A 26,161-nucleotide genomic window follows, 5' to 3' on the forward strand; every position below is an offset into this window, starting at 1 on the left:
GAGATTGGAACTACTTGCGTGCGGTGGCCTTGCGCTTCGCGGGTGCGCGGCCGCCGGACTTGCGCGGCGCCGGTCCCTTTGCCCGCTTCTCTGCCAGCAACGCCACAGCAGTTTCCCGGGTCAGCTCCTCGATGGCAGTGGACCTCGGCACGGTGATGTTCGTGACGCCGTCCGTAATGTACGGGCCGAACCGGCCTTCCTTGACGACAATGGGCTTCTCCGACACGGGATCATCGCCGAATTCGGCCAGCGGCGGCGTCGCAGTGCGCCCGCCGCGCTGCTTCGGCTGGGAGTAGATTTCAAGCGCCTGCTCCAGCGTGATCGTGAAGATTTCCTCTTCCGAACCGATCGACCGGGAGTCCGAACCCTTTTTCAGATAGGGCCCGAAGCGTCCGTTCTGGACGGTGACCTCATGACCTTCAGCATCCTTACCGAGGACGCGGGGAAGATTCATCAGCTTCAGCGCTTCCTCAAGAGTGACCGTCTCAACGGTCATCGACTTGAAGAGCGATCCGGTGCGCGGCTTCACCTTGACGGGCTTCTTGGGTGGCTTGGGCTTGCCGTTCTTGTAGTATTCCACCGGCTGGTTGGCCAGGTCCTCGGCAGTGGGCTCGGGAATGAGCTCGATTACGTAGGGGCCGTAGCGACCGTCACGCGCCACGATGGTGCGCCCGGTTTCGGGGTCCGTGCCAAGGACGCGTTCCTCGGACGCTGGAGTGTTCATCAGCTCAACGGCCTTCTCCGCCGTCAGCTCATCCGGAGCGAGGTCCTCGGGCACGTTGGCCCGCTGCGGCTCGGTGCCCTCGGGCGCATCAGCGGGCAGTGGTTTCTCCAGGTACGGGCCGAACTTGCCCACGCGCAGGATGATGCCCTCGGCAATTTCGACCGAGTTGATGCGGCGTGCATCGATTTCCCCGAGGTCGTTCACGATCGTGCTTAGCCCGGTGTCCTTGCGGTCCCCGTAGTAAAAGGAGTTGAGCCACTGGACGCGGCTCTCCTCGCCACGCGCGATGCGGTCGAGGTCTTCCTCCAGTGCAGCAGTGAAGTCATAATCCACATAGTCGTGGAAGTGCTCCTCGAGCAGGCGGACCACGGAGAACGCGATCCAGCTCGGCACCAACGCCTGTCCGCGCGTTCGGACGTATCCGCGGTCCATGATGGTGGAAATTGTTGCCGCATAGGTGGAGGGTCTGCCAATACCGCGTTCCTCCATCAATTTCACCAGCGACGCTTCTGTGTAGCGCGGCGGCGGGGAGGTTTCATGACCGATGGGCTGGATAGCTTCGGCGCCGAGGGCATCGCCCGTGGTGAGGTTCGGCAACCGGCCGCCCTGTCCGGACTGATCGGTCCCGCCTGTTGCGTCATCCTCGTCCCGAGAAGCGTCCCTGCCCTCCTCATAGGCGGCCATGAAGCCGCGGAAGGTGATGACGGTACCGGAGGCCGAGAATTCCGCGTCCTTGCCATCGGGCGTATGGGCCCCCAGGCGTACCGACGCCGTCGAACCCTTTGCATCCGCCATCTGGGAAGCGACGGTGCGCTTCCAGATCAGCTCATAGAGTTTGAACTCGTCACCGTGCAGTTCCTTGGCCACCTGGGCGGGTGTGCGGAAGGAGTCACCGGCCGGACGGATGGCCTCGTGGGCTTCCTGCGCACTCTTGGACTTTCCCTTGTAGACGCGGCGAGCATCAGGCACGAACTCGGGACCGTAAAGCTCCGAGGCCTGCCGTCGCGCGGCGTTGATCGCCTGATCGCTCAGCGCCGCAGAGTCCGTACGCATATAGGTGATGTAACCGTTCTCGTACAGGCGCTGGGCAACCTGCATGGTGACCCGTGATGAGTAGCGAAGCTTGCGTGCGGCTTCCTGCTGCAGCGTCGAGGTGGTGAAGGGCGCGGCGGGGCGGCGCGTGTACGGCTTGGTGTCAACCGAGCGAACCTCGAATGCGGCCTGCTCAAGCCCTTCGGCAAGGGCGGTAGCGGCTGCCTCGTTCAACACAGTGACGTTCTGCGACTTCAGTTGACCGAGGTCACTGAAGTCCTTGCCTGTGGCAACCCGGGTGCCGTCCACGGAGATGAGTTTCGCGCTGAAGGACTCGCCCTTCGAAGTGTCTTCCGGCGAGAACGTACCCGTGAGATCCCAGTACGACGCCGCACGGAATGCCATACGCTCACGTTCACGCTCGACCACCAGACGGGTGACTACCGATTGAACGCGCCCAGCAGACAAGCCGCGCGCAACCTTGCGCCACAGCACCGGGGAGATTTCATAGCCATAGAGCCGGTCAAGAATTCGACGCGTTTCCTGGGCATCAACCATTGGAATGTCGAGATCGCGCAGCTCCTCCATGGCACGCTGGATGGCCTCACGCGTGATTTCCGGAAAGGTGAGCCGGTACACGGGGACCTTCGGCTTCAGTACCTCGAGCAGGTGCCAGGCGATAGCCTCGCCTTCCCTGTCACCGTCAGTTGCGAGGTACAGCTCGGTGGCGTCCTTCAGAGCCGCCTTCAACTCGGCGACGCGCTTCTTCTTGTCTGCCGATACTACGTAGTACGGCTCGAAGTCCTTCTCGAGGTCCACCGCAAACTTGCCGAGCGAGCTCTTCTTCAGCTCCGCGGGCAGGTCCGATGGTTGGGGCAGATCCCGGATGTGTCCCATCGATGCGGCGACTTCGAAGCCCTCGCCGAGGTAGCCGGCGATCGTCTTGACCTTGGTTGGAGACTCGACGATGACGAGCTTCTTGCCGGGCTTTTTGTCCGTTGCCTTAGCTGGCACTTCACTCCTCGATACAGGTGCTTCTTAAACAGCAGAACAGCCGCTCATTCTGAGCTCAATATTCGAATTGGTGGGCGTCCTGCCCTTCTCAGTATGCGGTACGCCTACCTGCACTAGGGTAACGGCTTGGCTGGAGACACCGGTTCGGGGACGAGGAAGCCGTCCGCAACCAGGTTGCGCACCTCGTCCAGCAGTGCAGCAGCGAAGGCGTCGTCGTCGCGGTCCAACAGCGACGCAAGGGCGCCGATGATCTGGCCGGCGGTGAGGTCGCCGTCGCACGCTGACACGAAACCGGCCAGCTCCGTGCTGAGCAGCGTGGTGCGTCTGAAGCCCGCGCCCTGCCGCAGCAGGATCACCCCGGGATGCTCAGCGCCCGGACGCTGGTGCCGCTCTTCCGTGACGTCCCCGGCGACGAGCAGGTGCTCGTCGGCCAGGTCGCGGCAGTTTCCGAGCCAGTCATGCCGTTCAACCGCTGCGACGAGATGCGGTCCGATGGGCTGTTCGAGCTCGTAAGTGATTTCCTCGAACCGGCGCAGCGTCGCCGGTCCTCCGGCGTTCCGCAGCCACACCATGCCAAAGCCGATGTGCTCGACGGAACGGGAGGCGAAGTCGGCGAGGTAGTCGCTGAAGCGGTCGGCGAAGCGGGTCGGGTTCCGGTTCTCGGCAGCATCGCGCAGCCACGTCTCGGCGTAATGGGTGGGCGTGAGCTGTTCCCGCTGAACAATCCAGGCGTCTGCGGTTTCCGGCAGCCATCCCGCTAACCGGCTCTGCCAGGTGAAACCGTCCGGGATCTCCCAGTTTCCCAGGAGCTGCGCCGATCCGCCCGGGATCAGAACGGATGGAAGGTCGCGGATCAGGGAGGAGACGATGTCGTCACCAGCGAGGCCGCCGTCCCGGTAAGTGAATTGCTCATCCCTGGTTTCGCCGGAGTGGCGCGGTGTAATGACAAACGGCGGGTTGGATACCACCTGGTCGAACGTCTCGCCGCTCACCGGCTCCAGCAGACTGCCCCGCCGAAGCGAAACCCGGGCCTCCAGGTTTTCCGGATCGATCCCCAGTGCCGCAGCGTTGAGCAGCAAGTTGAATCGCGTGACTGCGAGCGCGCGTTCCGAGACGTCAGTCGCTGTGACGTGCTCCGCGTGCGCCAGGAGATGGAAGGTCTGAATTCCACAGCCGGTGCCGAGGTCCAGCGCGCGTTCGACCGGCGCGCGTGTTGCGAACTGGGCGAGCGTCAGCGACGCCCGGCCGATCCCGAGCACATGGTCGGTCCGCAGGACCCCGGGCCGGACGTGGGAGCCGAGGTCCGAGGCTACCCAGATTCCGCCTCCGGTGTCTGACGAGTAGGGGCGCAGGTCGATCAGGGCGCGGAGACCGCCGTCGTACTCTTCAACCAGTCCCAGCGAGCGCAACCCGCCCGCACCAATTGACGGAAGTGCGCCGTCCAGGACGGCCGTGGGCAGCGCCTCGCCGAGCAGGAAAACCAGTACGACGGCGGCAAGCCGGCTTTCTGTGCTGTCCGGTCTTCCGGCGCTGTCCTCCCCTTCGCTGCGCTGGGCGGCGCGTGCGGCCAGGAGAGCGGGAACCGTTTGGTCCCGCTCCAGCGAGGCGTAGGCATCAGTGCCCACGAGGTCTGCCACGCCGTCGACCGTGTAGTTCGCCGCGGTCAGGTCCGCTGCAAGACGGTCGAGCAGACTCTGGTCATCGCTGCGCGGGGCGTGGGGTACTGCGGCAATGATCGACACGGAGCAAGCCTATTGGGCCGGAGCCTTCCATGCTGTTTACTGAGCGCATGGGAACTCAACCGCGGCGGGTAGCGCTCGCAGTCTCCGGCCTTTTCGTTGCCCTGATGACCAGCGCCTGCACGGCGGCCGAACCGGAGGTTGATCCGTCCTCGGTGGACCTGGAGTCCTGGTCGCAGTCAATGTTGGGGACGGAACGCGGAATGTCTTTCGCCGGCGGACATCAGGGGGACGCGGCGAGCGGCGGATCCTTCTATGACGTCGAACCAGGGTGGTACGAGTTGACCATGGCGTGTGCGGGCGGGGACGCGATGGCCCTGGAACTACTTGCAGACGGAACGACTATCAGCAATGGCACCACGAGCTGCGACAGTCCGGCAGTGACAGCGCATCTTGAGCTTCGTGCGGCGGCGGACGAGCTCACCCTCCGCGTGACCAACTCCGGTGCGGAAATGGTGTGGACCGCGGGGCTGGTCCCCGGCGGGAAGCCGGCAGAAGCGCCGTAGCGTTCCGCAACATCTGTCCGTCGCGTACCATTGCTCCATGCTTACCAGCCAGCGATTTACCAGCCCCCGGCCGCCTGTCGGCCGTGAGGGCTATCCGCTGTACGTCTTCTAGCAGCCAGGTCCGCACGGTGTCCGCGGCCGGGGGTTTCCTCCACCCCCTCCTTAGACACTTCCCGAAGGACCGACCATGTACCTTTCCATCCCCCAGCTCACCGCCGCCCTGTCCATCCGTGACCTCACCGATCCGGAACAGGGACCTCACGCGCTGCAGGACCTGCTCGACGGCGTCATCACTTCGTTGACGCGGGCCTGGAGCATTCCCGCCGAGCTGCAGCGAACCACTGGCCTCGTTGCCACGACGGACAACTACGACCGGTTGGGCTACGCCCCCGACGACGTCACGCGGGACGCCCGGTACTCACGCCATGCCAGCCCAACGGTGATGCTCCGAAGCCATACGTCCGCCGGGATCCCCGCCGTTCTTGACTCCCTCGCGGACATCGAGCAGCCGTACGATCGGCTCCATGTCCTTCCGGGCCTGGTTTACCGCCGCGACGCCGTCGACCGCACGCACGTAGGCACACCGCACCAGGTTGACCTATGGCGCTTGAACGCGCGTGGGCTGCTGGGTGAGGCTGACCTGCGTAGTATGGCCGCCGCCGTTGTCGAGGCAGTCCTGCCCGGGGCTCGCTGGCGAACCGTTCCCGCCAACCATTCCTATACGTCGCACGGCCTGCAGATCGACGTAGAGACGCCCGCCGGCTGGCTCGAACTGGCTGAGTGCGGCCTCGTGCGGGCAGGGATCCTCCGCAACTCGGGACTGGATCCGCGTCGCTGGAGCGGCCTCGCGCTCGGAATGGGACTGGACCGGGCGCTCATGCTGCGAAAGGGCGTGGATGACATCCGGCTGCTGCGCTCACCCGACCCCCGTATCGCCGCTCAGATGCTGGATCTTCAACCATGGCGCCCCGTCTCCCTCATGCCGGCTGTCCGCCGCGATCTTTCGATTCTCTGCTGTCCAGACGCAGACGAGGAAACGCTGGGAGATGCGGCCCGGGAAGCGCTCGGTCCGGAGGCGGAAATCCTGGAGTCGCTGGTGATCCGCGCCCGCACGCCGGTGGAGCAGCTTCCGGCTGCCGCCGTCCTCCGTCTTGACGCCCAGCCGGGGCAGGTGAACCTGCTGATTCGCCTGACGCTGCAGGCACTGGACCGGACACTCACCGATACCGAAGCTAACGCCCTACGGGATCGCGTGTACCTCGCGCTCCACGAGGGACACGTGCTTGAGCTGGCGGCCGGGTGAGAGCTGGGGAAAGCCGGCTCAGCTCAGGCGGCGCCCACTGCGGTGGCTTCCGCCTCGTCCGTTTCGCACCCCTGCGGGCAGCGAAGCGTGGCGGGGTCGGAGGCACACTGGGAGCAGTACAGGGTCAGGTTCCGGCAGCTCAGGTTGGAACAGTTCTCGAACTTGTTGGTGGGCGCGGAGCAGCGAACGCACTTGCCGATCGTCTTGGCATCCTTGCTGAACTCTACGTGCATGCGCTTGTCGAAGACGTACAGCGAGCCTTCCCAGAGACCCGCGTCCCCGTACGTCTCTCCGTAGCGCACAATGCCGCCCTGAAGCTGGTAGACCTCGCTGAATCCGCGGTTGACCATCAGGCTGGAAAGCACCTCACAGCGGATGCCCCCGGTGCAGTATGTGACCACCGGTTTGTCCTTGAGGTGGTCGTACTTCCCGGAATCGAGTTCGCGCACGAAGTCATGGGTGGTGTTCACTTCCGGGACAATCGCGTTCCGGAACTTGCCGATCTGCGCTTCGAGGGCATTGCGGCCGTCAAAGAAGACGACGTCGTCGCCGCGTTCGCTGACCAGCTGATGCACCTGCTCCGGCTTGAGATGGGTGCCGCCGCCCACCACGCCGTTTTCATCCACCTTCAACTCCCCCGGCGCGCCGAAGGACACGATCTCCTCGCGGACCTTGATGCTGAGCCGGGGGAAGTCTTCCGCCCCGCCCTCGGACCATTTGATGTCCATCTTTTTGAACGCCGGGTACTCGCGGGTTGCCTTCACGTACTGCTTGACGGCGTTCAGTTCCCCGCCGACGGTGCCGTTGATGCCGTCCTTGGAGACGAGGACGCGGCCGCGGAGTCCCAATTTTTCACACAGGGCGCGCTGCCAGAGCCGCACCGCTTCGGGATCGGACAGCGGAGTGAACGCGTAATACAGGACAATCCGGTTCATTGACACGCATTCAAGGGTACCGGCAGGCCGCCCGCGAGGTCTCAAATCGGCAACCTCTTTCCCGGGCTATGTCTTTACGGTCTGGTCCCCACTATCGTTCAGGCATGGGAGCCGCTCTTTCCGATCAACTTGTCCGCACCTGGGTTTTCGGCTGGGCAAAATGCCGAGGCTACACGCCGCAGGAGAACGGGAGCAGCCTGTCCGTTCTGCTCACGGACCAACAGAACCACCTCGAAACCATCGTCTATGAGCCCACGATCGGAGAATTGCTCGAGCTCGCCGGAGAGACCCGCGAAGATCCGCTTCGTGTGCTGACCGTCGTCACCAACCGCGCGCAGGAACTCCTCGAAGCCGCGGCTCCGCTCGGTCTTCGGGTCACGGACCGCCAGCAGGCTCTGATGTGCGCAGAGATGGACGGCCAGGATGTCGAAGCCCCCCGGCCACCGGACGACGAGTTCAAACTCGAGCACATTCGCGAGGATGACTGCAGGCGTGTTTCGGTGACCGTGAACGGTGAGGAGGCTGCCCGGGGTTCGGTGGCCAAGCAGGATGAACACGCAGTCTACGACCGCATCATCACGTCTCCGCAGCACCGGCGGCGGGGCCTTGGCAGCTTTGTCATGCGCGCGCTGACCGCCGACATCCTGGAAGACGATGTTGAAACCGGCCTGCTGATGGCATCCGAGGAGGGACGCCAGCTGTACCAGTATTTGGGGTGGACGCACCTGGCTGATGCTTTTGTGATCCGCCGCTGATTTGTGCCGGGGTGACAAACTGGGCAAGTGGCTGCCCATGATTCCCTGATTCCGCTGCTCGGCGGAGTTGATCCTGAGCAGCTCGTTTCTGTCAGGGAACTCCCTGCCCGCGACGCAGTGCACAGCCCGTGGCCGGCATGGGTGCACCCTGAGGTGGTGGAGGCCTACCAGGCCGGGGGAATAGTAGAGCCCTGGAAGCATCAGAGTGCTGCGGCGGATGCCGCCCATGCGGGGTCCCACGTCGTCATTGCCACGGGTACTGCCTCGGGCAAGTCTCTGAGCTATCAACTGCCGGTCCTTGACGCCATCCACCGTTCGGCACTTGAGGAGAGAGTGTCGCTTGAGCCGACCGGCGCCGTCGCGCTGTATCTTTCGCCGACAAAAGCGCTGGCCGCTGACCAACTCTCAGCCATCTCCTCTCTGGGGCTGGCTACGGTCCGCGCAGATACGTACGACGGCGACACCGACTCCGGTGCGCGTCGCTGGATCCGCGACCACGCAAACCTGGTTCTGGCGAACCCGGACATGCTTCACTACGGCATCCTGCCGAATCACACCTGGTGGGCAAGGTTTTTCCGGCGCCTTACCTACGTGATCGTGGATGAAGCGCATAGCTACCGCGGTGTTTTCGGTTCCCACGTCGCCAACCTGTTACGCAGGTTGCGACGCGTCTGTGCCTACTACGGCGCGGACCCCGTGTTCATCGGGGCCTCGGCGACATCGGCTGCTCCCGCGGAGTCCTTCGGCAAGCTGATCGGCGCTCCAGCTCAGGCGTTCACCGAGGACACGTCGCCACACGGGTCGACGACGGTGGCTTTCTGGGAACCGCAGCTGACCGATCTTCGCGGCGAGAACGGCGCCCGGCAGCGCAGGACCGTCATTGCGGAAACCTCCGATCTACTGGCCAATCTGGTCTCTGCGCAGGTTCGGACCATCGCCTTCATCAAGTCCCGCCGAGGTGCCGAGAGTATCGCGGCAAATACCAAACGGCTGCTGAGCGAAGTGGATCCCACGCTGCCGGCGCGCGTCGCAGCCTATCGGTCAGGGTATCTGCCCGAGGAGCGCCGTCAGTTGGAGGGTGCGCTGCGGTCCGGCCGGTTGCTCGGTGTGGCGAGCACGTCCGCGCTGGAGCTGGGGATCGACATAACAGGTCTGGATGCCGTCCTCGTGGCGGGCTGGCCGGGGACCCGTGCGTCCCTGCTGCAGCAGATCGGGCGGGCCGGGCGGTCAGGTCAGGACGCGCTCGCCGCCTTCGTGGCCAGCGACGATCCGCTGGACACCTATCTGGTGCACCATCCCGAAGCGGTGTTCGACGTTGGTGTGGAGGCAACGGTCTTCGACCCCGCCAACCCCTATGTGCTGGGACCGCACCTCTGTGCAGCAGCGGCGGAACTGCCGCTGACGGTTGAGGACCTTCCCCTCTTCGGGGAAACGGCTCCTGCCCTGCTGGCTCAGTTGGTGGATCAGGGGCTGCTGCGCAACCGTCCGGCAGGGTGGTTCTGGACGCACCCGCAGAGTGCTGCCGGCATGGTGAACCTGCGGGCGGACGGCGGCGGCCCGATCAATATCATCGAGAGCGAAACCGGCACCGTTCTTGGAACCATGGATTCACCGCAGAGCCACTATCAGGCTCACACGGGCGCCGTCTATGTTCATCAGGGCCAGAGCTACGTGGTGGAGGAACTGAACGAACAGGATCACTGCGCCATAGTGACCCGTTCCAATCCCGACTACTACACACAGGCCCGGGACGTCACGCAGATTGAGGTGATTTCCGAGCTGCGCAACACCTCGTGGGGCCCCATCCGGGTGTGCTTCGGGGAGGTCAAGGTAACCACCCAGGTGATCTCCTTCCAGCGCAAGGCCTTTGTTTCGAACGAGATCCTCGGGGAGGAACCGCTGGAGCTCGGTACGCGGGATCTCTTCACGAAGAGCGTCTGGTTCGAGTGCGATAACCGCCTGCTTGAGAGCAGTGGGATCAGCGCGGCTGACCTGCCGGGCGCTCTTCATGCCGCTGAGCATGCCGCGATCGGTCTGCTGCCGCTGGTCGCCTCGAGTGACCGATGGGACATCGGCGGAGTGTCCACTGCGCTCCATGCTGATACCGGGCTCCCCACCATTTTTGTGTACGACGGCCATCCGGGCGGCGCGGGCTTTGCTGAACGGGGTTTTGAGGCGGCGAAGACCTGGCTCGGTGCTACCGCTGAGGCCATCCGCTCGTGTGAGTGCCACACCGGTTGCCCCTCGTGTGTTCAGTCTCCCAAGTGCGGCAACCGCAACAACCCGCTGAGTAAGCACGGTGCACTCACCCTGCTCAGCATGCTGCTGGCGCAGGCCCCGGACGGGGAGCCTGCGCCAGGCAAGGACATGTCGGGCGGGCAATCCTCCTTCCACTAGGGATCTGATGACGGTGGACCGGCTCGGGCACGCCCCGATGCCGGGGGAAGCGCGGGAATGGAATCGACCTCGGTGGAAATCCGCACGATGTGTCCTGATTCTCCCTCGATCACGCATCCCGTCAGCCGGGCGTCCTGGAGGGAAGCTACTTCGGCGGCTACCGCGCACGGGTTCCCGTCTCGGAGCCCGCGCGCAGCATCAGCCCCCGCAAGCGCGGACAGGTCCGCGGCCGTAGCTGCCCTCGAGGCCGCCACTGACGCCTGCGCAAACAGGACTACAACTGAGAGCAGCAGCAGGGCAGCCAAGGCGACGCCGGTCATCAGGACGGTGCCGGATCCAGCTTCCTTGCCTGCACGAAGACCCATCATTCCTGCTCCGGCAGTGCAACTGCGCGGGCTGAGAGACTAACGTCGAGCAACTCCAGTACAGGCACATCCACCGCGGTGTTGACGGTGACGGTGCTGGTGGAGCCGTTGGACTGGACCGCGATATCCGCCTGCTCACCGGCAATCCGCCGGACTGTTCCCTCGACGACGTCCGAAGACTCGCCGCGCATGATCTCGCGGGCCCCGGCCCTCGCCGCTTCCTCAATCCGCAACTGGGACAAGCCGAGTGCCGCAGCACCGAGCACGACGGCCAGCAGAACCACCACAGCCGGAAGTGCTACTGCCACTTCCGCCGTAACGGCCCCTGCTTCTTTGGGCTGCGCTACCCGCGGTCCAGTCCGTTCCACGCCGGTCAGCCGAAGCTGAGGGCGTTGGTGATCAGCGACATGAGCATGCCGCGGATTTCCCCACTGGAAAGGACTGCGACCAGGAGCGCCGCGAACCCCACGGCGGCGAGGGTGGCGATCGCGTACTCGGCGGTTGCCAGCCCTGCCTCGGACCGCATCAGCGCACGCCGTGTACGGCGGTTGGCCGTGACGGGCTCGGGCCGCAGTGACGTCACTGTGGCAAGTGGCCTCGCTCCGCCGGGGAATTTCTGCGGGCCGCTGGTCCGGGTTGTTGCTGCGGTGGGGGCTGTTGCTGCGGTGGGGGCTGTTGCTGCGGTGGTGGAACGTGTCATGACGACTCCTTGGTTGACGGATTCCGGTTTGATCCTGGCTGGCGGTTCAGCGGCTGCTGAACCGTCCGGACCGCTTCAGCGGCTGATTCGAGTCTTTCGCGCTGCCCGTCGGCAGGCCCACCGAGATACCGGTAAGTGGAAAAGTGCAGCACTTCCCTTCGGTTGTGGAGCACGACACCAGCGGCACGGCAGCGGTAGCTGCGGCGATGGTGGTGGGCACTGCGGCGGGAGGGCAACGGTGGTAAGCGATGCTCGTGGCCGCGGCGATGTGGCGACCGCCGCTACGTGAAGGCCGGAAAGAGGCCGACCAGGATGGGAATGACGCCGAGGCAGACGAACGCGGGCAGGGAGCAGAGACCCAGGGGCACAACGAGCCGCACGCCGAGAGCAGCAGCGCGCTGCTCTGCTTCCCGGTTCCTTCTCCGTCTGAACTGTGTTGCGTGGGCGGTGACCACCGCAGCCGACGGCGCCCCCGTGGTTCCGGCGAACCGCAGGGCATTTCCCAGTTCTTGGGCCGCCCTGACGTCCTTTGTGTGCGGAACCGCCGCCCACGCGACGTCCCAGGAGGCTCCGAGGTCCAGTGCCGTCTTGACGGAGGTCAGGGCAGCGCCTGCCGGTGCTGATGCTGACCGGGCGAGGACGTCGAGACCGCGCTCCAGGGATGAGCCGACCGCAAGCATGGACGCCATCAGGTCCATCATCAGCGCTGGATCATCCAGCCCATCATCCCGAAGCCTCCCCGCACCACCCGGTAGCGGACTTGCCGGATAGGCGCTGAGGGGCGGGGATCGATGCAGGACCCAACAGGCAACGAAGAGCGCAGCGGCGATGAGTGCACCGGTCATATGGGATCGCCTTCGGCTGTCCGCACCAGCCTGCTCGACCAGAGCCGGCCCATGATGGTGAGCACGCATCCTGCACTGAGTGCTGCGACGCCCGGCACCGAACCGAGAAGGACAGCGAGGGGATCCACTCCAATGAGGTAGCCCACCGCGAACCCGAACAGCGGAAGCCAGGAAAGTAAGCGGACCGTGGCTCTGGGTCCGGCGAGCGCCGTATCGCGGGCAGCATCAGAGTCCAGCTGCGATTCGCGTTGCACTGCGTAGCGGGCAAGTACGGCCGCGAGGGGCGCTCCACTGCGCTCGGCCACCTCGAGACAGGCAGCCAGGTCCTTCCACAGTGTCCGCAGCGCCGTGTCCCTGCTGCGGGTGGCTGCCTCCCGCAAAACCTCCGGAACACTGAGTCCGAGCTGGGCAGCCTGATGGGCTGACCACAGCGCGGGTTTCACCGCGGACGAGAAGGCCGTTCCGGTACTGCCGCCATGGACGCTGAGTGCATCTCCCCACAACTGGGAAGGCGTCCGTCCAGCCTGAAGCAGGCCGGTCAACTGATGGATGAACAAGGGGATTTCGTGTGGATCAGTCTTCAGCGGACGCCCCCGAGAGAGAGGCCGCAGAAGCGCACCCACCTTCCTGCGCCCCCGGCCCTCGTTGCGCGGGGAGCGGCGGGGAAACGCCAGGACCCCGCACGCTGCGAAGAGCAGGCAGGCAATCAGTACTCCGCTCATTGTCAGCGGCCCCGCTCGAGCTTCAGAGCCAGCGCCTCCCACGCCGGCCCACGCTCCGATACCGCTCCCCGTCGCGCGAGCGCAGTTCTGACCACCAGATCACCGCCGGCGGTCCTCTCGAGGACGCCGACCTCCGAGACGGTGCGGCCGCTGCCTGCCCGGACGACGTGGACGATGACGTCGAGGGCGTTAGCCGCCTGCTGCGCCAGGGGCTGCGCTTCCATCCCGGCCAGGGCTGCGAGCGCGGAAAGCCGGGCAGGAACGCTCGCCGCAGAATTTGCATGAATTGTTCCACCGGCGCCGTCGTGCCCCGTGTTCATGGCTGCCAGAAGTTCGCGGACCTCGGCGCCGCGGCACTCGCCGACAATCAGTCTGTCCGGCCGCATCCGCAGCGCCTGACGTACCAGTTCAGCCAGATCCACGGATCCGCTGCCCTCAAGGTTCCCGTGCCTGCTTTGGAGTCCGATGGCATGGGGATGTGCAGGACTGAGTTCAGCGGAATCCTCGACCGTGACCAGGCGTTCATTGGACCCGCTGAGCGACAGCAGGGCAGCGAGCAGGGTTGTCTTCCCCGTACCCGTAGCGCCGCTGATCAGGAAGTTCAAACGCTTGCTCACGATCCCTCGCAGTACCGAGGCCATCTGAGCATCCAACGCCCCGGAGGACACGAGCTCGTCGAAGGAATAGTGCCTCTGCCGTTGGATACGGATGGAGAGTAGTGTCCCCGTTGTGGAAAGCGGCGGGAGGACGGCGTGCACCCGGAACCGGTCCAGCCGCACATCAACGCAGGGGTTGCCGTCATCAAGCCTGCGACCGCCCGCTGCAACCAGGCGTGTGGCAAGTGCGCGCACATCAGCATCGCTGGAGAAGGTGAGATCCCTGCGCTGCAAACCGCCGCCGCTGTCAACCCAGACTGCGCCTGGACCGTTGACCAGGATGTCCGTGACTTCCGGGTCCTCCGCGAGCCGCTGTAGTGGTCCCAGCCCCTGCAACTCAGCGCGGACGCGGTCGAGGGTCCGGAATGCGCCCTCGGACCCCAGTAGGCGCCCGGTCGACTGGACTGCGGCAGCGAGCCGGGCTCCGGTGACGGGCTCTGCTTCATTGAGCACGGCGTCCCGTACCTGCGCAACCATGGCGGCGTCTGCCGGCAGGGCATCAGCGCGGACACTGCGGGCTCTGACCTGCTGATTCATGCGATGGCCTTGTTCGCCCCGGGAAGCACCGTGTCGAGGACTGAGCGGGCGCAAGCCCGCACGGCGCGATGCCTTGCCAGATCCAGTACCCTCCCCTGGTTTTCGCTGCCGACGGCGGCACGAAAGTAAGGCAGATACCCGGCGTTCGGCACACCGATGGCATCTGCCACCCGATCCGGGTCGAGGTCCGGGCCCAGCGGACCGCGGACGAGGGCCCGGACGGGCAACGGCTGCAGCTGCGCGACGAGCGCGCGGGCAGCCGAAATAGCGCGGACACGGCCGGGTACAACGATGAGGACGCTGTCACAGTACGGAAGCAGTGATCCGTCAGCCGACCATCCTCGCGCAACGTCTACCACCGTCAGATTGAACGCTCCCCGCGCCGCCTCCATAATGGGAGGTACTGCTGCTGATGCGAGAATTCCCGGGGCGGGCGGCTCGGTGCCCATGGACAGCAGCGAGAAGCCGCCGAGCGACGGCAGCGCATGAATCAGCTGTTCCGGGTTCAACGTTCCGCGGACTTCGCCAAGATCCGGCCACCGTACGCCCGGCACGGATTCACCGCCGAGAGAGAGCTCGAGCCCACCACCGAAGGGATCACCGTCCACAAGGAGCGGGTGCAGTTCCCGTGAGGCCGCGGACGCAGCCAACCAAACACTGATTGTGCTGGCACCTACCCCGCCGACGGCCCCCAACACACCGACGACCGTTCCCTCATCACGGACACGCTGCAGCATGCCCAGATGCTCAGCCAGCCAGCCGGCAGCCTGCGGAAGGATAGCCACGCGATCGGCATTGCACCGCGAGGCAGCCGTCCACGCTGCCGCCTCATCACTGTCAAGACCAACGACGATCACCGCGCAGCCCGAGACAGCATGCCGCGCACTGTTGCAGTCCAACAGCACGACGGCGGGACGTAGCGCCAGCGCCTCGCCCACCGTTGAAACACTTGTGAGGGCAAGCCCCGCAGCAACCGCCACGCGCGCCACCTCATCGCGGACGCGTTGTGAGGAGGTGACCAGCACGACGGCGGCCGATTCAGCTGCTGGGATCCACGAAGACATACAGCCAGCCTGCCCTCCAGAGTGCACCGGGTCATGCCGCTGGCGGCGTATGTGGATATCTTCAGCAGAAGTGGAGGAACTGTGGGCAACGGCCGGAGCCTCCTGGTGGCCGCCAACGAAACCGCGGGGGAAAAGGTGGGCAACAATAGGAGGCGTGTATATCGTCCTTGCACCGCCGTCTGGCGGGCAGCGCCTGAGCGGAGTGGACGATGCCCAGGCAGCGTTTGTACCGGTGGACTCAGCGGGAGCGCCCACGGCAGACGCCGTCGTCGTTCCTGCAATGAACATCGAGGAGACCGTCCGGGAACTGGAGCGGCCGGGAATCCGCTGGGTGTGGGACAGCACACGCACCTGGTACCCGCGCATGCTCGCCGCAGGCGTCACCGTTGAGCGTTGCCACGACGTATCGCTCAGCAGGGAGATACTGCGCCACTCCCCCTCCTGCGCAGGAACGGAGTACGGCAACCGCCTGCAGTCCCGCCCCGATGAAGCCGAGGACGCGAACCCCGTCCGGGTGCTGCCGCCCGTGGCAGCGTCGCCTCTCCAGGGCAGCCTGTTCGAGGCGGCACAGCCTGCCGGCGGCGCAGACGCACTTCAGGTAGCGGCGGAATTCGCTGAGCAACAGCAAGCGCTCAAAAACAGCGACCGACCAGCACAGCTGGCCCTGCTGGTCGCAGCTGAGTCCGCCGGCGCACTCATCGCCGCCGAGATGGAGTTTCACGGCATTCCGTGGCGCGCAGACCTCCACGACGAGCTGCTCACCTCCCAGCTCGGGCCCCGCCCGCGGGAAGGCCATCGACCTGCAGAGCTTGAGCGCCTGGCGGCTGAACTGCGCGGGGCTCTCAACAATCCCCGGTTCAACCCGGATTCTCCGCAGGAACTACTGCGCGCGCTGCACCGGGCGGGCATCGAAGTGTCCTCGACAAGGTCCTGGGAACTCCAACGCCACACACATCCCGCCATTGCGCCGCTGCTGCAGTACAAGAAACTTTCCCGCCTCCTCACCGCCAATGGCTGGACCTGGCTGGACACCTGGGTACATGGCGGCAGGTTCCGTCCCGAGTACATTGTCGGCGGCAGCATGTCGGGGCGCTGGGCGTCCAATGGCGGCGGCGCCCTGCAAATTCCGCGCCAGGTACGTGATGCCGTCCGCCCGGACCCGGGCCATGTGCTGATTGTCGCTGACGCCGCACAACTTGAACCACGCGTACTTGCTGCGCTCGGCAAGGATTCCGCGCTGGCGACGGCCGGCCGCGGGCTGGACCTGTACCAGGGCATTGCAGACCAGGGCTTCGGCGGCGACCGCGCCAAGGCCAAACTTGCGATGCTCGGAGCTATGTATGGCGCCACCACCGGTGAATCCGGCCGTCTGATGCCCCAGTTGACCCGCACCTACCCTCAAGCAATCTCCGTGGTTGAGGCAGCAGCACGAACCGGCGAGGCGGGCGGCGTCGTCGCAAGTTTCCTCGGCAGGGGCTGCCCTCCGCCGTCGGAACGGTGGCTCGCCGCTCAGCGCACCAGCAGCGCCGCCGAGCAGCAACGCGCTGATTCCCTCGCTCGATCGCGCGGCCGCTTCACACGCAACTTCGTGGTCCAGGCCACTGCCGCGGAATGGGCACTGTGCTGGCTGGCGGAATTACGACGACGGCTACGGGCCGGAGCTGCCGACTTCAGCAGTGCGCACATCGTCTTCTTCCTGCATGACGAGGTGATGCTGCATGTCCCGGCCGAGCTGGCCGACCGGGTATCGGCGATGGTCACCGAGGCTGCTCGGTCCGCCGCGCACCTGATGTTCGGCCACATCCCGGTGGAGTTCCCGGTGAACGTTGAGGTGGTGAACTCCTACGCCGATGCGAAGTAGCTGGACGGCAAAGTAGCGGCGAAATAACTGGATGACCGCCAGCTAGAGAGGCGCGTCCCGCTCCCGGTTCTCGTCCCAGGGCTGGGCCCAGCCCAGTCCGTCAAAGAGCCGTGACAGCAGGAGCCCGGTGAAGCCCCAGATGGTGATGCCGTCGATGGTGAAAGCAGGCGTGCTGTGCTTGCGCCCGTTACGCCTGACCACCGCCGTGAAGCGCACCTCGTCCGACAGCAGGTCCGCTACCGGCGCGCGGAACACATGTGATGATTCCGCGTGGTCCACCACGCGCACCGGGGTGGGAGACGCCCACCATCCGAGCACCGGCGTCACTAGATAGTTGCTGACGGGCAGGCCGACTACCGGCAGCGCGCCCAGGATTTCCACACCTGCGGGATCCAACCCGGTCTCTTCCTCAGCCTCACGCAGGGCTGCGGCGGCGGGACTGGCGTCGTCGTCGTCGATTTTCCCGCCGGGGAACGCCACCTGGCCGGGATGGCTGCGCAAGGTTCCCGCGCGCGTCACGAACAGGACATCAAGATCGTCGGGGACGGCAGCGGAATGGGTCCTGGCGGGTCTGTCGTCGAGGTGTCCAAAGAGGATAAGGACCGCGGCAGGCCGCGCGGTTCCCAGGTCGATCCCGCGGAGCTGCCAGGACTCGGTGGTTTCCGCGCCCGGGCCGATGGGGGCTGCCCGTTCGGCGAAAGCTTTCAACTCAGCGTAAGCGCTCATGCGCTCAACGTGTGCCCGGCAGCCAGCAGCTCGGCGCGGGACGCGCCCTCCAGCATGCGGCGGTGAAGCTCCTCGCGACCGGGGGCCAGCTCATACTTGAGCAACTTCCGTGCCTTCTCCGGATCCACCTCGCCTTCTCCGTAGGAGGGGCAGAGCGATGCCACCGGGCACGCACCGCACGCCGGCTTCTTGGCGTGACAGATGCGGCGGCCGTGGAAAATCACCCGATGGGAGAGCATGGTCCAGTCCTTCCGATCGAAGAGCGCGGCGACCTCCGACTCCACTTTCACCGGGTCATCCTCCGTGGTCCAGCCGAATCGCCGGGACAGTCGGCCAAAATGGGTATCGACCGAGATCCCCGGAATCCCGAAGGCGTTCGCGAGGACCACATTGGCGGTCTTGCGGCCCACACCCGGGAGCGTGACGAGGTCTTCGAGACGGCCGGGCACGTCTCCGTCGAATTCATCAACGATTCTGGTAGCGAGAGCGAGAAGGCTCCTCGACTTGGCCCGGAAGAATCCCGTGGGACGGATCATGTCCTGGAGCTCATCTTCCGCGGCTTCAGCGAGGCTGCGTGCGTCGGGGTAGCGGGCAAACAGCGCCGGGGTGGTCAGATTGACACGGACATCCGTGGTCTGGGCGGACAGGACCGTTGCAACCAGCAGCTCGAACGGGTTGCGGAAGTCCAGTTCCGCAACGGCGTAAGGGTAGGTTTCGGCCAGAATCCGATGAATCTTTCGTGCGCGGCGCTTCAGTGCAATTGGAGATACGTCCACGCCGGCCCGTCCTTCCTCGTAGTTCCTACCGGCCCGTTGCTATCCCTCGGTGGGGGCCCGCTCGATGTTCCGCAGATCCCTCATGACGCCAACACGGCCGGTGCGCTTGTCCTGAACGAGGAACTCGTGTCCGCGGTCCTCGATGCCGACTTCCCAGTCGCCGGGCTGAAGTACGAACAGCGGCGCGCCCGTCTGCTCGTCAACCACTGAACGGGGTGTCCCAACGGCGAACCAGAAAGCCTCAAGCATGGGCTCGTCCTCATCAGCGTCACGGGTAGCCGAGATGGATTCCGTACGGGGATGAGAGGAGTGCTCATCCCCAGTGTCGTTAGAGCGCTGCGCAACGGGGTGAGCCGCCGTTCTGTCCGGCGTGGTTCCCTCGATCCTGGGTTGCGCGGCGGTAGCTGCCGGCGCGGCGGACTCCGTTGGCGCGACAGAGGCAGCGGGTGCAGAAGACGCAGCGGATCCAGCGGTACCCGCGGACTCCGCGTGCGTCCCGGAAGGAGCGGTCGCTGCGGACGTCGCCAAATCCTCAGCGCCGGAATCTGCCGGCACGGCCGGGGCGGGAGCGGCGCCGGACTGCGCTGCTGGTTCCGTGGCTTCAGGAGACGCCGCTGCAGAAGTCTCAGCGTGCGCTGCAGAGCCCGCGGTCTGACGTGCTGAATCTTGCACCGGATCCTGCTGCGCGGAAGGTTCCTGCCCGGAAGGTTCCTGCACCGAGGGACTTTGGGCGGCACCCGATCCCTGGCCAGCCGCATATCCCGCGACGGCGTAACCGGCACTGTATCCGGCGCTGCTCGGGCCACTCGCAGTTGATTCCCCTGAGGAGGACGGGCTGTGCCAGCCGCTGACCTTCTCCGCCGGGACCGGCTTGGGCGGGCGCTGCTTCGCGGGCAGCGCTTCCCTGGCAATGGGATGAGCGGACGACGACGGACGGCCGGCGAAATCGGGCCTGAACAGGCCAATATGCGGGCCGCCGACGGTGGCCACAAGGAATCCGACCGATCCGAGCAGAGCAATCAGCGCACCGATCTCGAACGTCGTGACCGTCTGGAGAAAGAAAAACGCTGCGGCAAACGCCGCCGCAACCGAAGCGAACTGGTCAACGGAGAGAGAACCGACGCGCAGCCGCTTGCTGCCCTGGCGGCGGGCCACCAGCAGCACCAGCGCAGCGACGGGCAGGAGAATGCCGATACCCAGAAAGAAGAGGGAAAACGTGCGCCACAGGTTGACGCCGTCAACGAACGGCAGGATGGTTCCGACAAACATCACCAGCACGGAGACACCGATGACGGTTTCACGCAGGGTGAAGGGGCCGGCTACCGCCTCGGGTCCGTGTTCGGTAGGTCCGGCGGACGGCGAAACATCAGCAGGGGCTTCGGACCGGCCGGATTGCTGCACCGGCGAGCTGTGCGCGGTGTCTGCGCCGCCGTCGTACTGGCGCTGTTCGGTCATGTCTGGATTCTCCGTTTCAATAACGGCGGTGGGTGCCGCAGTCGAAGGTGCCGAAGGCGTTGAGCCGGATTCGGATTTCTTTGACAACCCTAGTCAACGCCCACTTCCTTTCCTACCAATGATGGGACATGTCGGGTCCGCGCGCCCACCGCTCACCGCAGAATCCGTGCCTTTCGCATCTGCTGTGTGACCGGTGGCACACGGTTTGGGGGAGGTCGCCACTACTGTGGAACACAGCACATTCGCGGGCCGACTGAGTCTGTTCAAGCCCGCCTGAAGTACCGATTGGCCGAAGGGGCTCACAATGTCTGAAGACACCCGGATTTCCACTGGTGACGCGTTTGAAAATCTGCTTCACGAGGAACGACGCTTCCCGCCGAGCGAGGATTTCGCTGCCCATGCCATTGCCACGGCCGAACTGTATGAGCAGGGCAAGGAAGGCCCTGGATTCTGGGCACGCCAGGCTCGGGAACTACTGACCTGGCATGAGGATTTCTCGCAGGCCCTGGACTGGTCTGAGGCTCCCTTCGCCAAATGGTTCGTCGGCGGGAAGGTCAACGCCGCCTACAACGCGCTTGACCGCCATGTTGAGCAGGGCCGCGGGGACCGCGTTGCCATCCACTTCGAAGGTGAGCCGGGTGACACCCGCACGTACACCTACGCTGAGCTCACCACCGCAGTGAAAAAGGCTGCCAACGCCTTCGAATCGCTCGGGGTGGCGAAGGGCGACCGCGTGGCGGTTTACCTGCCGATGATTCCCGAGGCAGTCATTACCATGCTGGCCTGCGCCCGTATCGGCGCCGTCCACTCGGTGGTCTTCGGCGGATTTTCGGCCGACGCCCTCCGCAGCCGGATTGACGATGCCGAAGCCAAACTGGTGGTCACATCCGACGGCACCTACCGCCGCGGCAAGCCCAGCGCCCTCAAGCCCGCCGTCGATGGCGCTCTTGAACGTCCCGGACACACCGTCGAGAACGTGGTGGTGGTTAAACGGAACGGGGAGCCGGTCGAATGGACCGAGGGGCGGGACACCTGGTGGGATGACGTCGTGGGGCCGGCATCGGATGAGCACACCGCTGAAGGGCACGATTCAGAGCATCCGCTTTTCATCCTCTACACCTCCGGCACCACCGGAAAGCCAAAGGGCATCCTGCACACCACGGGCGGCTTCCTCACGCAGACAGCGTTCACGCAGAAGTACACCTTCGACCTGCACCCCGAGACCGATGTCTTCTGGTGCACCGCGGACATCGGCTGGGTTACCGGCCACAGTTACGTTGCGTACTCACCGCTGGTGAACGGCGCTACCCAGCTGATGTATGAAGGCACGCCTGACACCCCGCACCAGGGCCGTTGGTGGGAACTGATCGAGAAGTACAAGGTCTCCATCCTCTACACCGCTCCCACAGCCATCCGCACCTTCATGAAGTGGGGACGGGACATCCCGGCCAAATTTGATCTCTCCTCCATCCGGGTCCTCGGCTCGGTCGGTGAACCCATCAACCCCGAAGCGTGGATGTGGTACCGGGAGATTATCGGCGGCAACGGCGGACGCTCGGATACCCGCGCTCCGATTGTGGACACATGGTGGCAGACCGAAACCGGGGCGCACATGGTGTCCCCGCTGCCCGGGGTCACGGCGTGCAAGCCCGGGTCTGCGCAGGTGGCAATGCCCGGCATCGCCGTGGACGTGGTGGACGAGATGGGCCAGTCGGTGCCCAACGGTTCCGGCGGCTACCTGGTGATCCGTGAACCGTGGCCCGCGATGCTGCGCGGAATCTGGGGAGACCCGGAGCGGTTCAAGGAGACCTACTGGTCCCGCTTCGACAACATGTACTTCGCCGGAGACGGCGCCAAGCGCGATGAAGACGGCGACATCTGGCTGCTCGGCCGCGTGGATGACGTCATGAATGTCTCCGGGCACCGGTTGTCCACAACGGAAATCGAGTCCGCGCTGGTGAGCCACCCATCGGTGGCGGAGGCTGCCGTCGTCGGTGCCTCTGATGAGACCACCGGTGAGGCTGTGGTTGCGTTCGTGATTCTGCGCGGCTCCGCAGCTCAGGACGACGACGTCGTTACCACCCTGCGCAATCACGTTGCCAAGGAGATCGGGCCGATTGCCAAACCCCGCAACATCCTCGTGGTCCCGGAGCTGCCCAAAACCCGCTCCGGGAAGATCATGCGCCGCCTGCTCAAGGACGTGGCGGAAGGCCGCGAGGTCGGCGACGCGACCACGCTGTCGGATCCAACGATCATGCAGCAGATCGCCGCGTCGCTGCGGAAGTAGCGCTTGCGCCTGACGATTACGCCAAAGGCGGGCTGAGCGCCGGATTGCCACCCTCAGGGGAGGCGGTCCGGCGCCCGCAGTGTGAGGTGCGTCAACCGGCACTGTGACCTTGCCCGGGAAAGCTGGCCGCGCCAGGGTCGCGGCGAGGACAATTCTGAAGCGTGTCCACCTCTACCGCACCCCGCCCGACGCCGGCCACCCGCCCAGGAATGGCCCGGAAGACCGCCGCTGCGTCCTTCGTCGGAACCGCCCTTGAGTCCTATGACTTCTACGTTTTCGGCACTGCAGCCGCGCTCGTGTTCAATGAGGTCTTCTTCGCCGCCCAGGACCCCCTCGCGGGCACCCTCTCGGCGTTCCTGATCTTCGCGATGGGCTTCGTGGCCCGCCCGCTGGGAGCCATCCTCTTCGGTCACCTCGGCGACCGGATCGGCCGGAAGAAAACCCTCATCTGGACCATCCTGCTGATGGGCCTGGCTACGGGTTCTGTGGGGCTCCTCCCTGATTACAGCGTCATCGGCGTGTGGGCGCCCATCATCCTCACCGTGCTGCGCCTGCTCCAGGGTCTGTCGCTGGGCGGCGAGTGGGGCGGATCCATCCTGATCGCCACGGAGCATGCCAGCCCTCGGAAGCGCGCCCTGTACGCGGCCATTCCCCAGCTCGGCTCGCCCGTGGGCACCATGCTGATCTCGCTGATCTTCCTCATCCTCGCGGTGACCGTACCGGACGTCATGACCACGTGGGGCTGGCGCATCCCGTTCCTCCTTGCGTTCCCGTTCCTCGCCGTCGCGCTCTACCTGCGCCTGGCAATCGATGAGACGCCGGTCTTCCGGACCACCAAAAAGGTGCGCGTACCGCTGGTGAGCGTGCTGCGCTCCCAACCGGTCGCCGTCGTCGTTGCCACGGCGTCCGCCGTCCTCGGGATCGGCTCCTACTTCCTCATGGTTTCCTACACGCAGGCCTACGGAACCGAGCGGCTGGGACTATCGCAGGAAACAGTGCTGAACGCGGCGCTCATCGGTTCACTACTGCAGCTTGCAACCATCCCGGCCTTCGGCTGGCTGGCCATGAAAATCGGGTCGGCGAAGGTCGTGGCCGGCGGGGCGATCGGCACCGCGCTGATCGCTTTCCCGCTGTACTGGGTCATCAGCATTGCGGACGCTCCGCTCTACGTTGCCGCGATCCTGCTCGGCGGAATCCTGCCCACCGCAAGCTGGGCAGCGCTTGGCGGCCTGATGGCGGACCTCTTCGAACCGAGCACCAGCTTCACCGCGCTTTCCTTCTCCTACAGCATTGCCGCGATCGTGGCCGGTTTTGCGCCGTCGATCACGCAGGCATTCGGTGCGGCGACAGACGGCGCATGGTGGCATCCCGGCGTCGTGCTGGCTCTCATGAGCCTCGTGACCGTTGCCGGCGCGACGGCGGCAGCACGCCTCCGCCGGCCTGTGCCCGCCCTCGACTGACGCCCGCCAAACGGCGGGTCCACCGCTGACGAATCAGGCATAGTTAAGCCATGGCGACCACTACCCTGCTGATCCTCAACGGCCCCAACCTGAACCTGCTTGGCACCCGTGAACCGGGTGTCTACGGCTCCCACACGCTCGACGACGTTGAGAACCTCTGCGCCTCCGCCGCCGGTGCTCACGGGTGGGCCGTCAACTGCAGGCAGTCGAACCATGAGGGTGATCTTGTCGACGCCATCCAGGGCGCTGCCGGAACAGCAGACGGAATTGTTCTCAATGCCGGCGCCTACACCCACACCTCGGTAGCGCTGAGGGACGCAGTCAGCGCGGTGGGCCTGCCGATCGTCGAGGTGCACATCAGCAACGTGCACCGCCGGGAGGAATTCCGGCACCAGTCCTACCTCTCCCCCGTGGTCGATGCGGTGATTGTGGGCGCCGGCGTGGACGGCTACCGGATGGCCATCGACCACCTGGTGCGCAAACTGACGCGCCATGACCTGATGCAGGGCGGTTATGAGGGACGATAGAGCTATGACGGAAATCACCTCTATCGACGACGTTGTCGATGACGCCAAGAATGCCCCCATGCTTCAGGTGAAGAACCTGGCAGTCAGCTTCCGCACCACCTACGGCGAGGTACACGCCGTCGAGGATGCGAGCTTCACCCTCCACCGCGGACAGACGCTGGCCATCGTGGGCGAGTCGGGTTCGGGCAAATCGACGACGGCGATGGCCTGCATCGGCCTGCTGCCCGGCAATGGGCGGGTCACCAGCGGAAGCATCCTCTTCGAGGGCAGGGACCTCGTTCCCCTTCCGGAGTCCGCGATGCGCACCATCCGCGGCCGGGCTATCGGCCTGGTGCCTCAGGACCCCATGTCAAACCTCAACCCGGTCGCGAAAATCGGCACCCAGGTGGCGGAAACCCTGCTGGTGCATGGGCTCGCGGACAAGAAGAACGTCAAGGAACGCGTGGTCGAGGTGCTCTCCGCTGCCGGCCTGCCCGACGCCGCGGACCGCGCCAAGCAGTACCCGCACGAGTTCTCCGGCGGCATGCGCCAGCGCGCGCTGATCGCCATCGGGCTCGCGTGCCGTCCGCGCCTGCTGATCGCCGATGAGCCGACCAGCGCCCTCGACGTCACCGTGCAGCGCACTATCCTCGACCAGATCGACACGATGACCGAGCAGCTCGGAACCTCGGTGCTGCTCATCACCCATGACCTCGGTCTGGCCGCGGAGCGCGCGTCGGAGCTCGTGGTGATGCACCGCGGCCGTGTAGTTGAAACCGGTCCCGCTGCCCACCTCCTCAACGATCCCAAACACCCCTACACGCAGTCACTGGTCCGGGCCGCACCGAGCGTGGCGGCGGTCCGCCTGCGTCCGGGCGCCTATCACGAGGACGCCGCGAAGCGCTCCGCTGCGGCGCAGGCAGCCTTTGAGGAGCATCAGGCAGACGACGACTCCGTTGACGAGGCCGCGCCGACGAACAACATCGTCGAGATCCGTGACTTGACGAAGATCTACAAACGCCGCGGCAGCTCCGAAGACTTCTACGCCGCGAAGAATGTCACGCTGGACATTCCCCGGGGCCAGACCGTCGCCATCGTGGGTGAGTCTGGCTCAGGCAAGACGACGACGGCGCGCATGCTCCTGAAGCTCATCGAACCCACCTCGGGCACCATGAAGTTCGACGGCATGGACGTGGCGGCCCTCGACAAGGCGCAGCTCGCCGATTTCCGCCAGCGCGTGCAACCTGTCTTTCAGGATCCGTACTCCTCACTGAACCCCATGTTCACCATCGAGCGGATCGTTGAGGAACCCCTCAACGCCTATAAACGCGGCTCGAAGAAGGAGCGCGCTGCCCGCGTACGCGAGCTCATGGACCAGGTGTCCCTGCCGCACAACGCGCTGCGGCGTTACCCTTCGGAGTTGTCCGGCGGCCAGCGGCAGCGCGTCGCCATCGCCCGGGCCCTCGCGCTGAAGCCGGAACTGATCGTCTGCGACGAGCCCGTCTCCGCCCTCGACGTGCTGGTGCAGGCACAGATCCTCAAGCTTCTGGGTGACCTCCAGTCCGAGCTGGGCCTGAGCTACCTGTTCATCTCCCACGACCTCGCTGTTGTGCGGCTCATCTCCGACTACGTCTGCGTCATGAAGGACGGCGAGCTGGTTGAAGCGGCGAGCTCCGAGGAAGTCTTCCAGAACCCGCGCCACCCCTACACCCGGAAGCTCCTGGCTTCCATCCCGGGCAACGAACTCAATATCGCCTGACCCCTCCTCCGAGGGCCCTTCTGTGGGAACTTTTGCG

At 65.4% G+C, this 26,161-nt stretch carries 22 protein-coding genes; 9 read left to right on the plus strand and 13 right to left on the minus strand.

Annotated features, from left to right (window positions below; all coding sequences use genetic code 11):
• Positions 1-10 precede the first annotated feature (10 nt).
• Together topA and AC1MBU_RS14795 are read right to left on the minus strand one after the other, a co-directional pair.
• Complete coding sequence (topA, locus tag AC1MBU_RS14790) at positions 11-2,770, minus strand: type I DNA topoisomerase (RefSeq protein WP_277357742.1); 2,760 nt, start codon at positions 2,768-2,770, stop codon at positions 11-13.
• Between the two features lie 113 nt (positions 2,771-2,883).
• Complete coding sequence (locus tag AC1MBU_RS14795) at positions 2,884-4,512, minus strand: DUF7059 domain-containing protein (protein ID WP_346027307.1); 1,629 nt, start codon at positions 4,510-4,512, stop codon at positions 2,884-2,886.
• A 47-nt stretch (positions 4,513-4,559) separates the two neighbouring features.
• Between AC1MBU_RS14795 and AC1MBU_RS14800 the strand changes: the two genes are divergently transcribed.
• On the plus strand, positions 4,560-5,015 hold the full coding sequence (locus AC1MBU_RS14800; RefSeq protein WP_277357744.1) for a hypothetical protein: 456 nt from the start codon (positions 4,560-4,562) through the stop codon (positions 5,013-5,015).
• Between the two features lie 187 nt (positions 5,016-5,202).
• On the plus strand, positions 5,203-6,318 hold the full coding sequence (srmL, locus tag AC1MBU_RS14805) for a PheS-related mystery ligase SrmL (RefSeq protein WP_479787773.1): 1,116 nt from the start codon (positions 5,203-5,205) through the stop codon (positions 6,316-6,318).
• Between the two features lie 23 nt (positions 6,319-6,341).
• Here the strand turns inward: srmL and trhO are convergent, their stop codons facing one another.
• Entirely contained in the window at positions 6,342-7,259 is a 918-nt protein-coding gene (trhO, locus tag AC1MBU_RS14810) for an oxygen-dependent tRNA uridine(34) hydroxylase TrhO (protein WP_479787775.1), read from the minus strand.
• A gap of 98 nt (positions 7,260-7,357) precedes the next feature.
• On the opposite strand from trhO, the gene AC1MBU_RS14815 reads away from it, so the two are divergent.
• Both AC1MBU_RS14815 and AC1MBU_RS14820 read left to right on the plus strand, forming a co-directional pair.
• Positions 7,358-8,008, plus strand: coding sequence for a GNAT family N-acetyltransferase (locus AC1MBU_RS14815; protein WP_277357746.1), 651 nt, complete (start codon positions 7,358-7,360; stop codon positions 8,006-8,008).
• A 27-nt stretch (positions 8,009-8,035) separates the two neighbouring features.
• A complete protein-coding gene (locus AC1MBU_RS14820) occupies positions 8,036-10,405 on the plus strand; it encodes a DEAD/DEAH box helicase (protein WP_479787778.1) in 2,370 nt (789 codons plus the stop codon).
• On the opposite strand, the gene AC1MBU_RS14825 is transcribed toward AC1MBU_RS14820, so the two are convergent.
• The 7 genes from AC1MBU_RS14825 to ssd form a co-directional block, all read right to left on the minus strand.
• Positions 10,402-10,773 (minus strand): Rv3654c family TadE-like protein, encoded by a 372-nt coding sequence (locus tag AC1MBU_RS14825; RefSeq protein WP_346027311.1) that lies wholly within the window; start codon positions 10,771-10,773, stop codon positions 10,402-10,404. The genes AC1MBU_RS14820 and AC1MBU_RS14825 overlap by 4 nt on opposite strands.
• Positions 10,770-11,138, minus strand: coding sequence for a TadE family type IV pilus minor pilin (locus AC1MBU_RS14830; RefSeq protein WP_277357749.1), 369 nt, complete (start codon positions 11,136-11,138; stop codon positions 10,770-10,772). Before AC1MBU_RS14830 ends, AC1MBU_RS14825 begins: the two co-directional genes overlap by 4 nt.
• A 5-nt stretch (positions 11,139-11,143) precedes the next feature.
• Positions 11,144-11,470: a DUF4244 domain-containing protein gene (locus AC1MBU_RS14835; RefSeq protein WP_479787780.1), complete on the minus strand. Its 327-nt coding sequence runs from the start codon at positions 11,468-11,470 to the stop codon at positions 11,144-11,146.
• A 281-nt stretch (positions 11,471-11,751) separates the two neighbouring features.
• A complete protein-coding gene (locus AC1MBU_RS14840) occupies positions 11,752-12,315 on the minus strand; it encodes a type II secretion system F family protein (protein WP_471672112.1) in 564 nt (187 codons plus the stop codon).
• Entirely contained in the window at positions 12,312-13,037 is a 726-nt protein-coding gene (locus tag AC1MBU_RS14845; RefSeq protein ID WP_277357752.1) for a type II secretion system F family protein, read from the minus strand. Before AC1MBU_RS14845 ends, AC1MBU_RS14840 begins: the two co-directional genes overlap by 4 nt.
• A gap of 2 nt (positions 13,038-13,039) precedes the next feature.
• The gene (locus AC1MBU_RS14850) at positions 13,040-14,230 is read right to left on the minus strand and encodes a TadA family conjugal transfer-associated ATPase (protein WP_479787783.1); all 1,191 of its coding nucleotides are present in this window, start codon (positions 14,228-14,230) and stop codon (positions 13,040-13,042) included.
• On the minus strand, positions 14,227-15,294 hold the full coding sequence (ssd, locus tag AC1MBU_RS14855; protein WP_479787785.1) for a septum site-determining protein Ssd: 1,068 nt from the start codon (positions 15,292-15,294) through the stop codon (positions 14,227-14,229). Before ssd ends, AC1MBU_RS14850 begins: the two co-directional genes overlap by 4 nt.
• Before the next feature lie 154 nt (positions 15,295-15,448).
• Here ssd and AC1MBU_RS14860 point away from each other — a divergent pair, with 154 nt between their 5' ends.
• Positions 15,449-17,155 carry a bifunctional 3'-5' exonuclease/DNA polymerase gene (locus AC1MBU_RS14860; protein WP_479787787.1) on the plus strand — a complete coding sequence of 569 codons (1,707 nt, stop codon included), beginning with the start codon at positions 15,449-15,451 and terminating at the stop codon, positions 17,153-17,155.
• Between the two features lie 42 nt (positions 17,156-17,197).
• On the opposite strand, the gene AC1MBU_RS14865 is transcribed toward AC1MBU_RS14860, so the two are convergent.
• From AC1MBU_RS14865 to AC1MBU_RS14875, 3 genes are read right to left on the minus strand one after another with little or no spacing between them, the layout of a single operon-like run.
• On the minus strand, positions 17,198-17,881 hold the full coding sequence (locus AC1MBU_RS14865; RefSeq protein ID WP_277357756.1) for an NUDIX hydrolase: 684 nt from the start codon (positions 17,879-17,881) through the stop codon (positions 17,198-17,200).
• Positions 17,878-18,657 (minus strand): endonuclease III, encoded by a 780-nt coding sequence (gene nth, locus AC1MBU_RS14870; protein WP_277357757.1) that lies wholly within the window; start codon positions 18,655-18,657, stop codon positions 17,878-17,880. The genes AC1MBU_RS14865 and nth overlap by 4 nt, the downstream gene beginning before the upstream one ends.
• A gap of 39 nt (positions 18,658-18,696) precedes the next feature.
• Entirely contained in the window at positions 18,697-20,112 is a 1,416-nt protein-coding gene (locus AC1MBU_RS14875) for a hypothetical protein (protein WP_479787790.1), read from the minus strand.
• A gap of 304 nt (positions 20,113-20,416) precedes the next feature.
• On the opposite strand from AC1MBU_RS14875, the gene acs reads away from it, so the two are divergent.
• From acs to AC1MBU_RS14895, 4 genes are all read left to right on the plus strand, one after another.
• Positions 20,417-22,399, plus strand: coding sequence for an acetate--CoA ligase (gene acs / locus AC1MBU_RS14880; RefSeq protein ID WP_277357759.1), 1,983 nt, complete (start codon positions 20,417-20,419; stop codon positions 22,397-22,399).
• Between the two features lie 161 nt (positions 22,400-22,560).
• Entirely contained in the window at positions 22,561-23,859 is a 1,299-nt protein-coding gene (locus AC1MBU_RS14885; protein WP_277357760.1) for an MFS transporter, read from the plus strand.
• 50 nt (positions 23,860-23,909) lie between these two features.
• The gene (gene aroQ, locus AC1MBU_RS14890; protein ID WP_277357761.1) at positions 23,910-24,386 is read left to right on the plus strand and encodes a type II 3-dehydroquinate dehydratase; all 477 of its coding nucleotides are present in this window, start codon (positions 23,910-23,912) and stop codon (positions 24,384-24,386) included.
• A gap of 4 nt (positions 24,387-24,390) precedes the next feature.
• Entirely contained in the window at positions 24,391-26,124 is a 1,734-nt protein-coding gene (locus AC1MBU_RS14895) for an ABC transporter ATP-binding protein (protein ID WP_479787793.1), read from the plus strand.
• The last annotated feature ends 37 nt before the right edge of the window (positions 26,125-26,161 follow it).

The sequence above is a fragment of the Arthrobacter sp. PTI12 genome (assembly GCF_056679915.1).

Bases quoted from the DNA above. Each gene is read 5' to 3' on its own strand.
- AC1MBU_RS14800 (WP_277357744.1), top strand. From the start codon at position 4,560: ATGGGAACTCAACCGCGGCGGGTAGCGCTCGCAGTCTCCGGCCTTTTC.
- srmL (WP_479787773.1), top strand. From the start codon at position 5,203: ATGTACCTTTCCATCCCCCAGCTCACCGCCGCCCTGTCCATCCGTGAC.
- AC1MBU_RS14815 (WP_277357746.1), top strand. From the start codon at position 7,358: ATGGGAGCCGCTCTTTCCGATCAACTTGTCCGCACCTGGGTTTTCGGC.
- AC1MBU_RS14825 (WP_346027311.1), bottom strand. From the start codon at position 10,773: ATGATGGGTCTTCGTGCAGGCAAGGAAGCTGGATCCGGCACCGTCCTG.
- AC1MBU_RS14835 (WP_479787780.1), bottom strand. From the start codon at position 11,470: ATGACACGTTCCACCACCGCAGCAACAGCCCCCACCGCAGCAACAGCC.
- AC1MBU_RS14840 (WP_471672112.1), bottom strand. From the start codon at position 12,315: ATGACCGGTGCACTCATCGCCGCTGCGCTCTTCGTTGCCTGTTGGGTC.
- AC1MBU_RS14845 (WP_277357752.1), bottom strand. From the start codon at position 13,037: ATGAGCGGAGTACTGATTGCCTGCCTGCTCTTCGCAGCGTGCGGGGTC.
- AC1MBU_RS14850 (WP_479787783.1), bottom strand. From the start codon at position 14,230: ATGAATCAGCAGGTCAGAGCCCGCAGTGTCCGCGCTGATGCCCTGCCG.
- ssd (WP_479787785.1), bottom strand. From the start codon at position 15,294: ATGTCTTCGTGGATCCCAGCAGCTGAATCGGCCGCCGTCGTGCTGGTC.
- AC1MBU_RS14865 (WP_277357756.1), bottom strand. From the start codon at position 17,881: ATGAGCGCTTACGCTGAGTTGAAAGCTTTCGCCGAACGGGCAGCCCCC.
- AC1MBU_RS14875 (WP_479787790.1), bottom strand. From the start codon at position 20,112: ATGACCGAACAGCGCCAGTACGACGGCGGCGCAGACACCGCGCACAGC.
- acs (WP_277357759.1), top strand. From the start codon at position 20,417: ATGTCTGAAGACACCCGGATTTCCACTGGTGACGCGTTTGAAAATCTG.
- aroQ (WP_277357761.1), top strand. From the start codon at position 23,910: ATGGCGACCACTACCCTGCTGATCCTCAACGGCCCCAACCTGAACCTG.
- AC1MBU_RS14895 (WP_479787793.1), top strand. From the start codon at position 24,391: ATGACGGAAATCACCTCTATCGACGACGTTGTCGATGACGCCAAGAAT.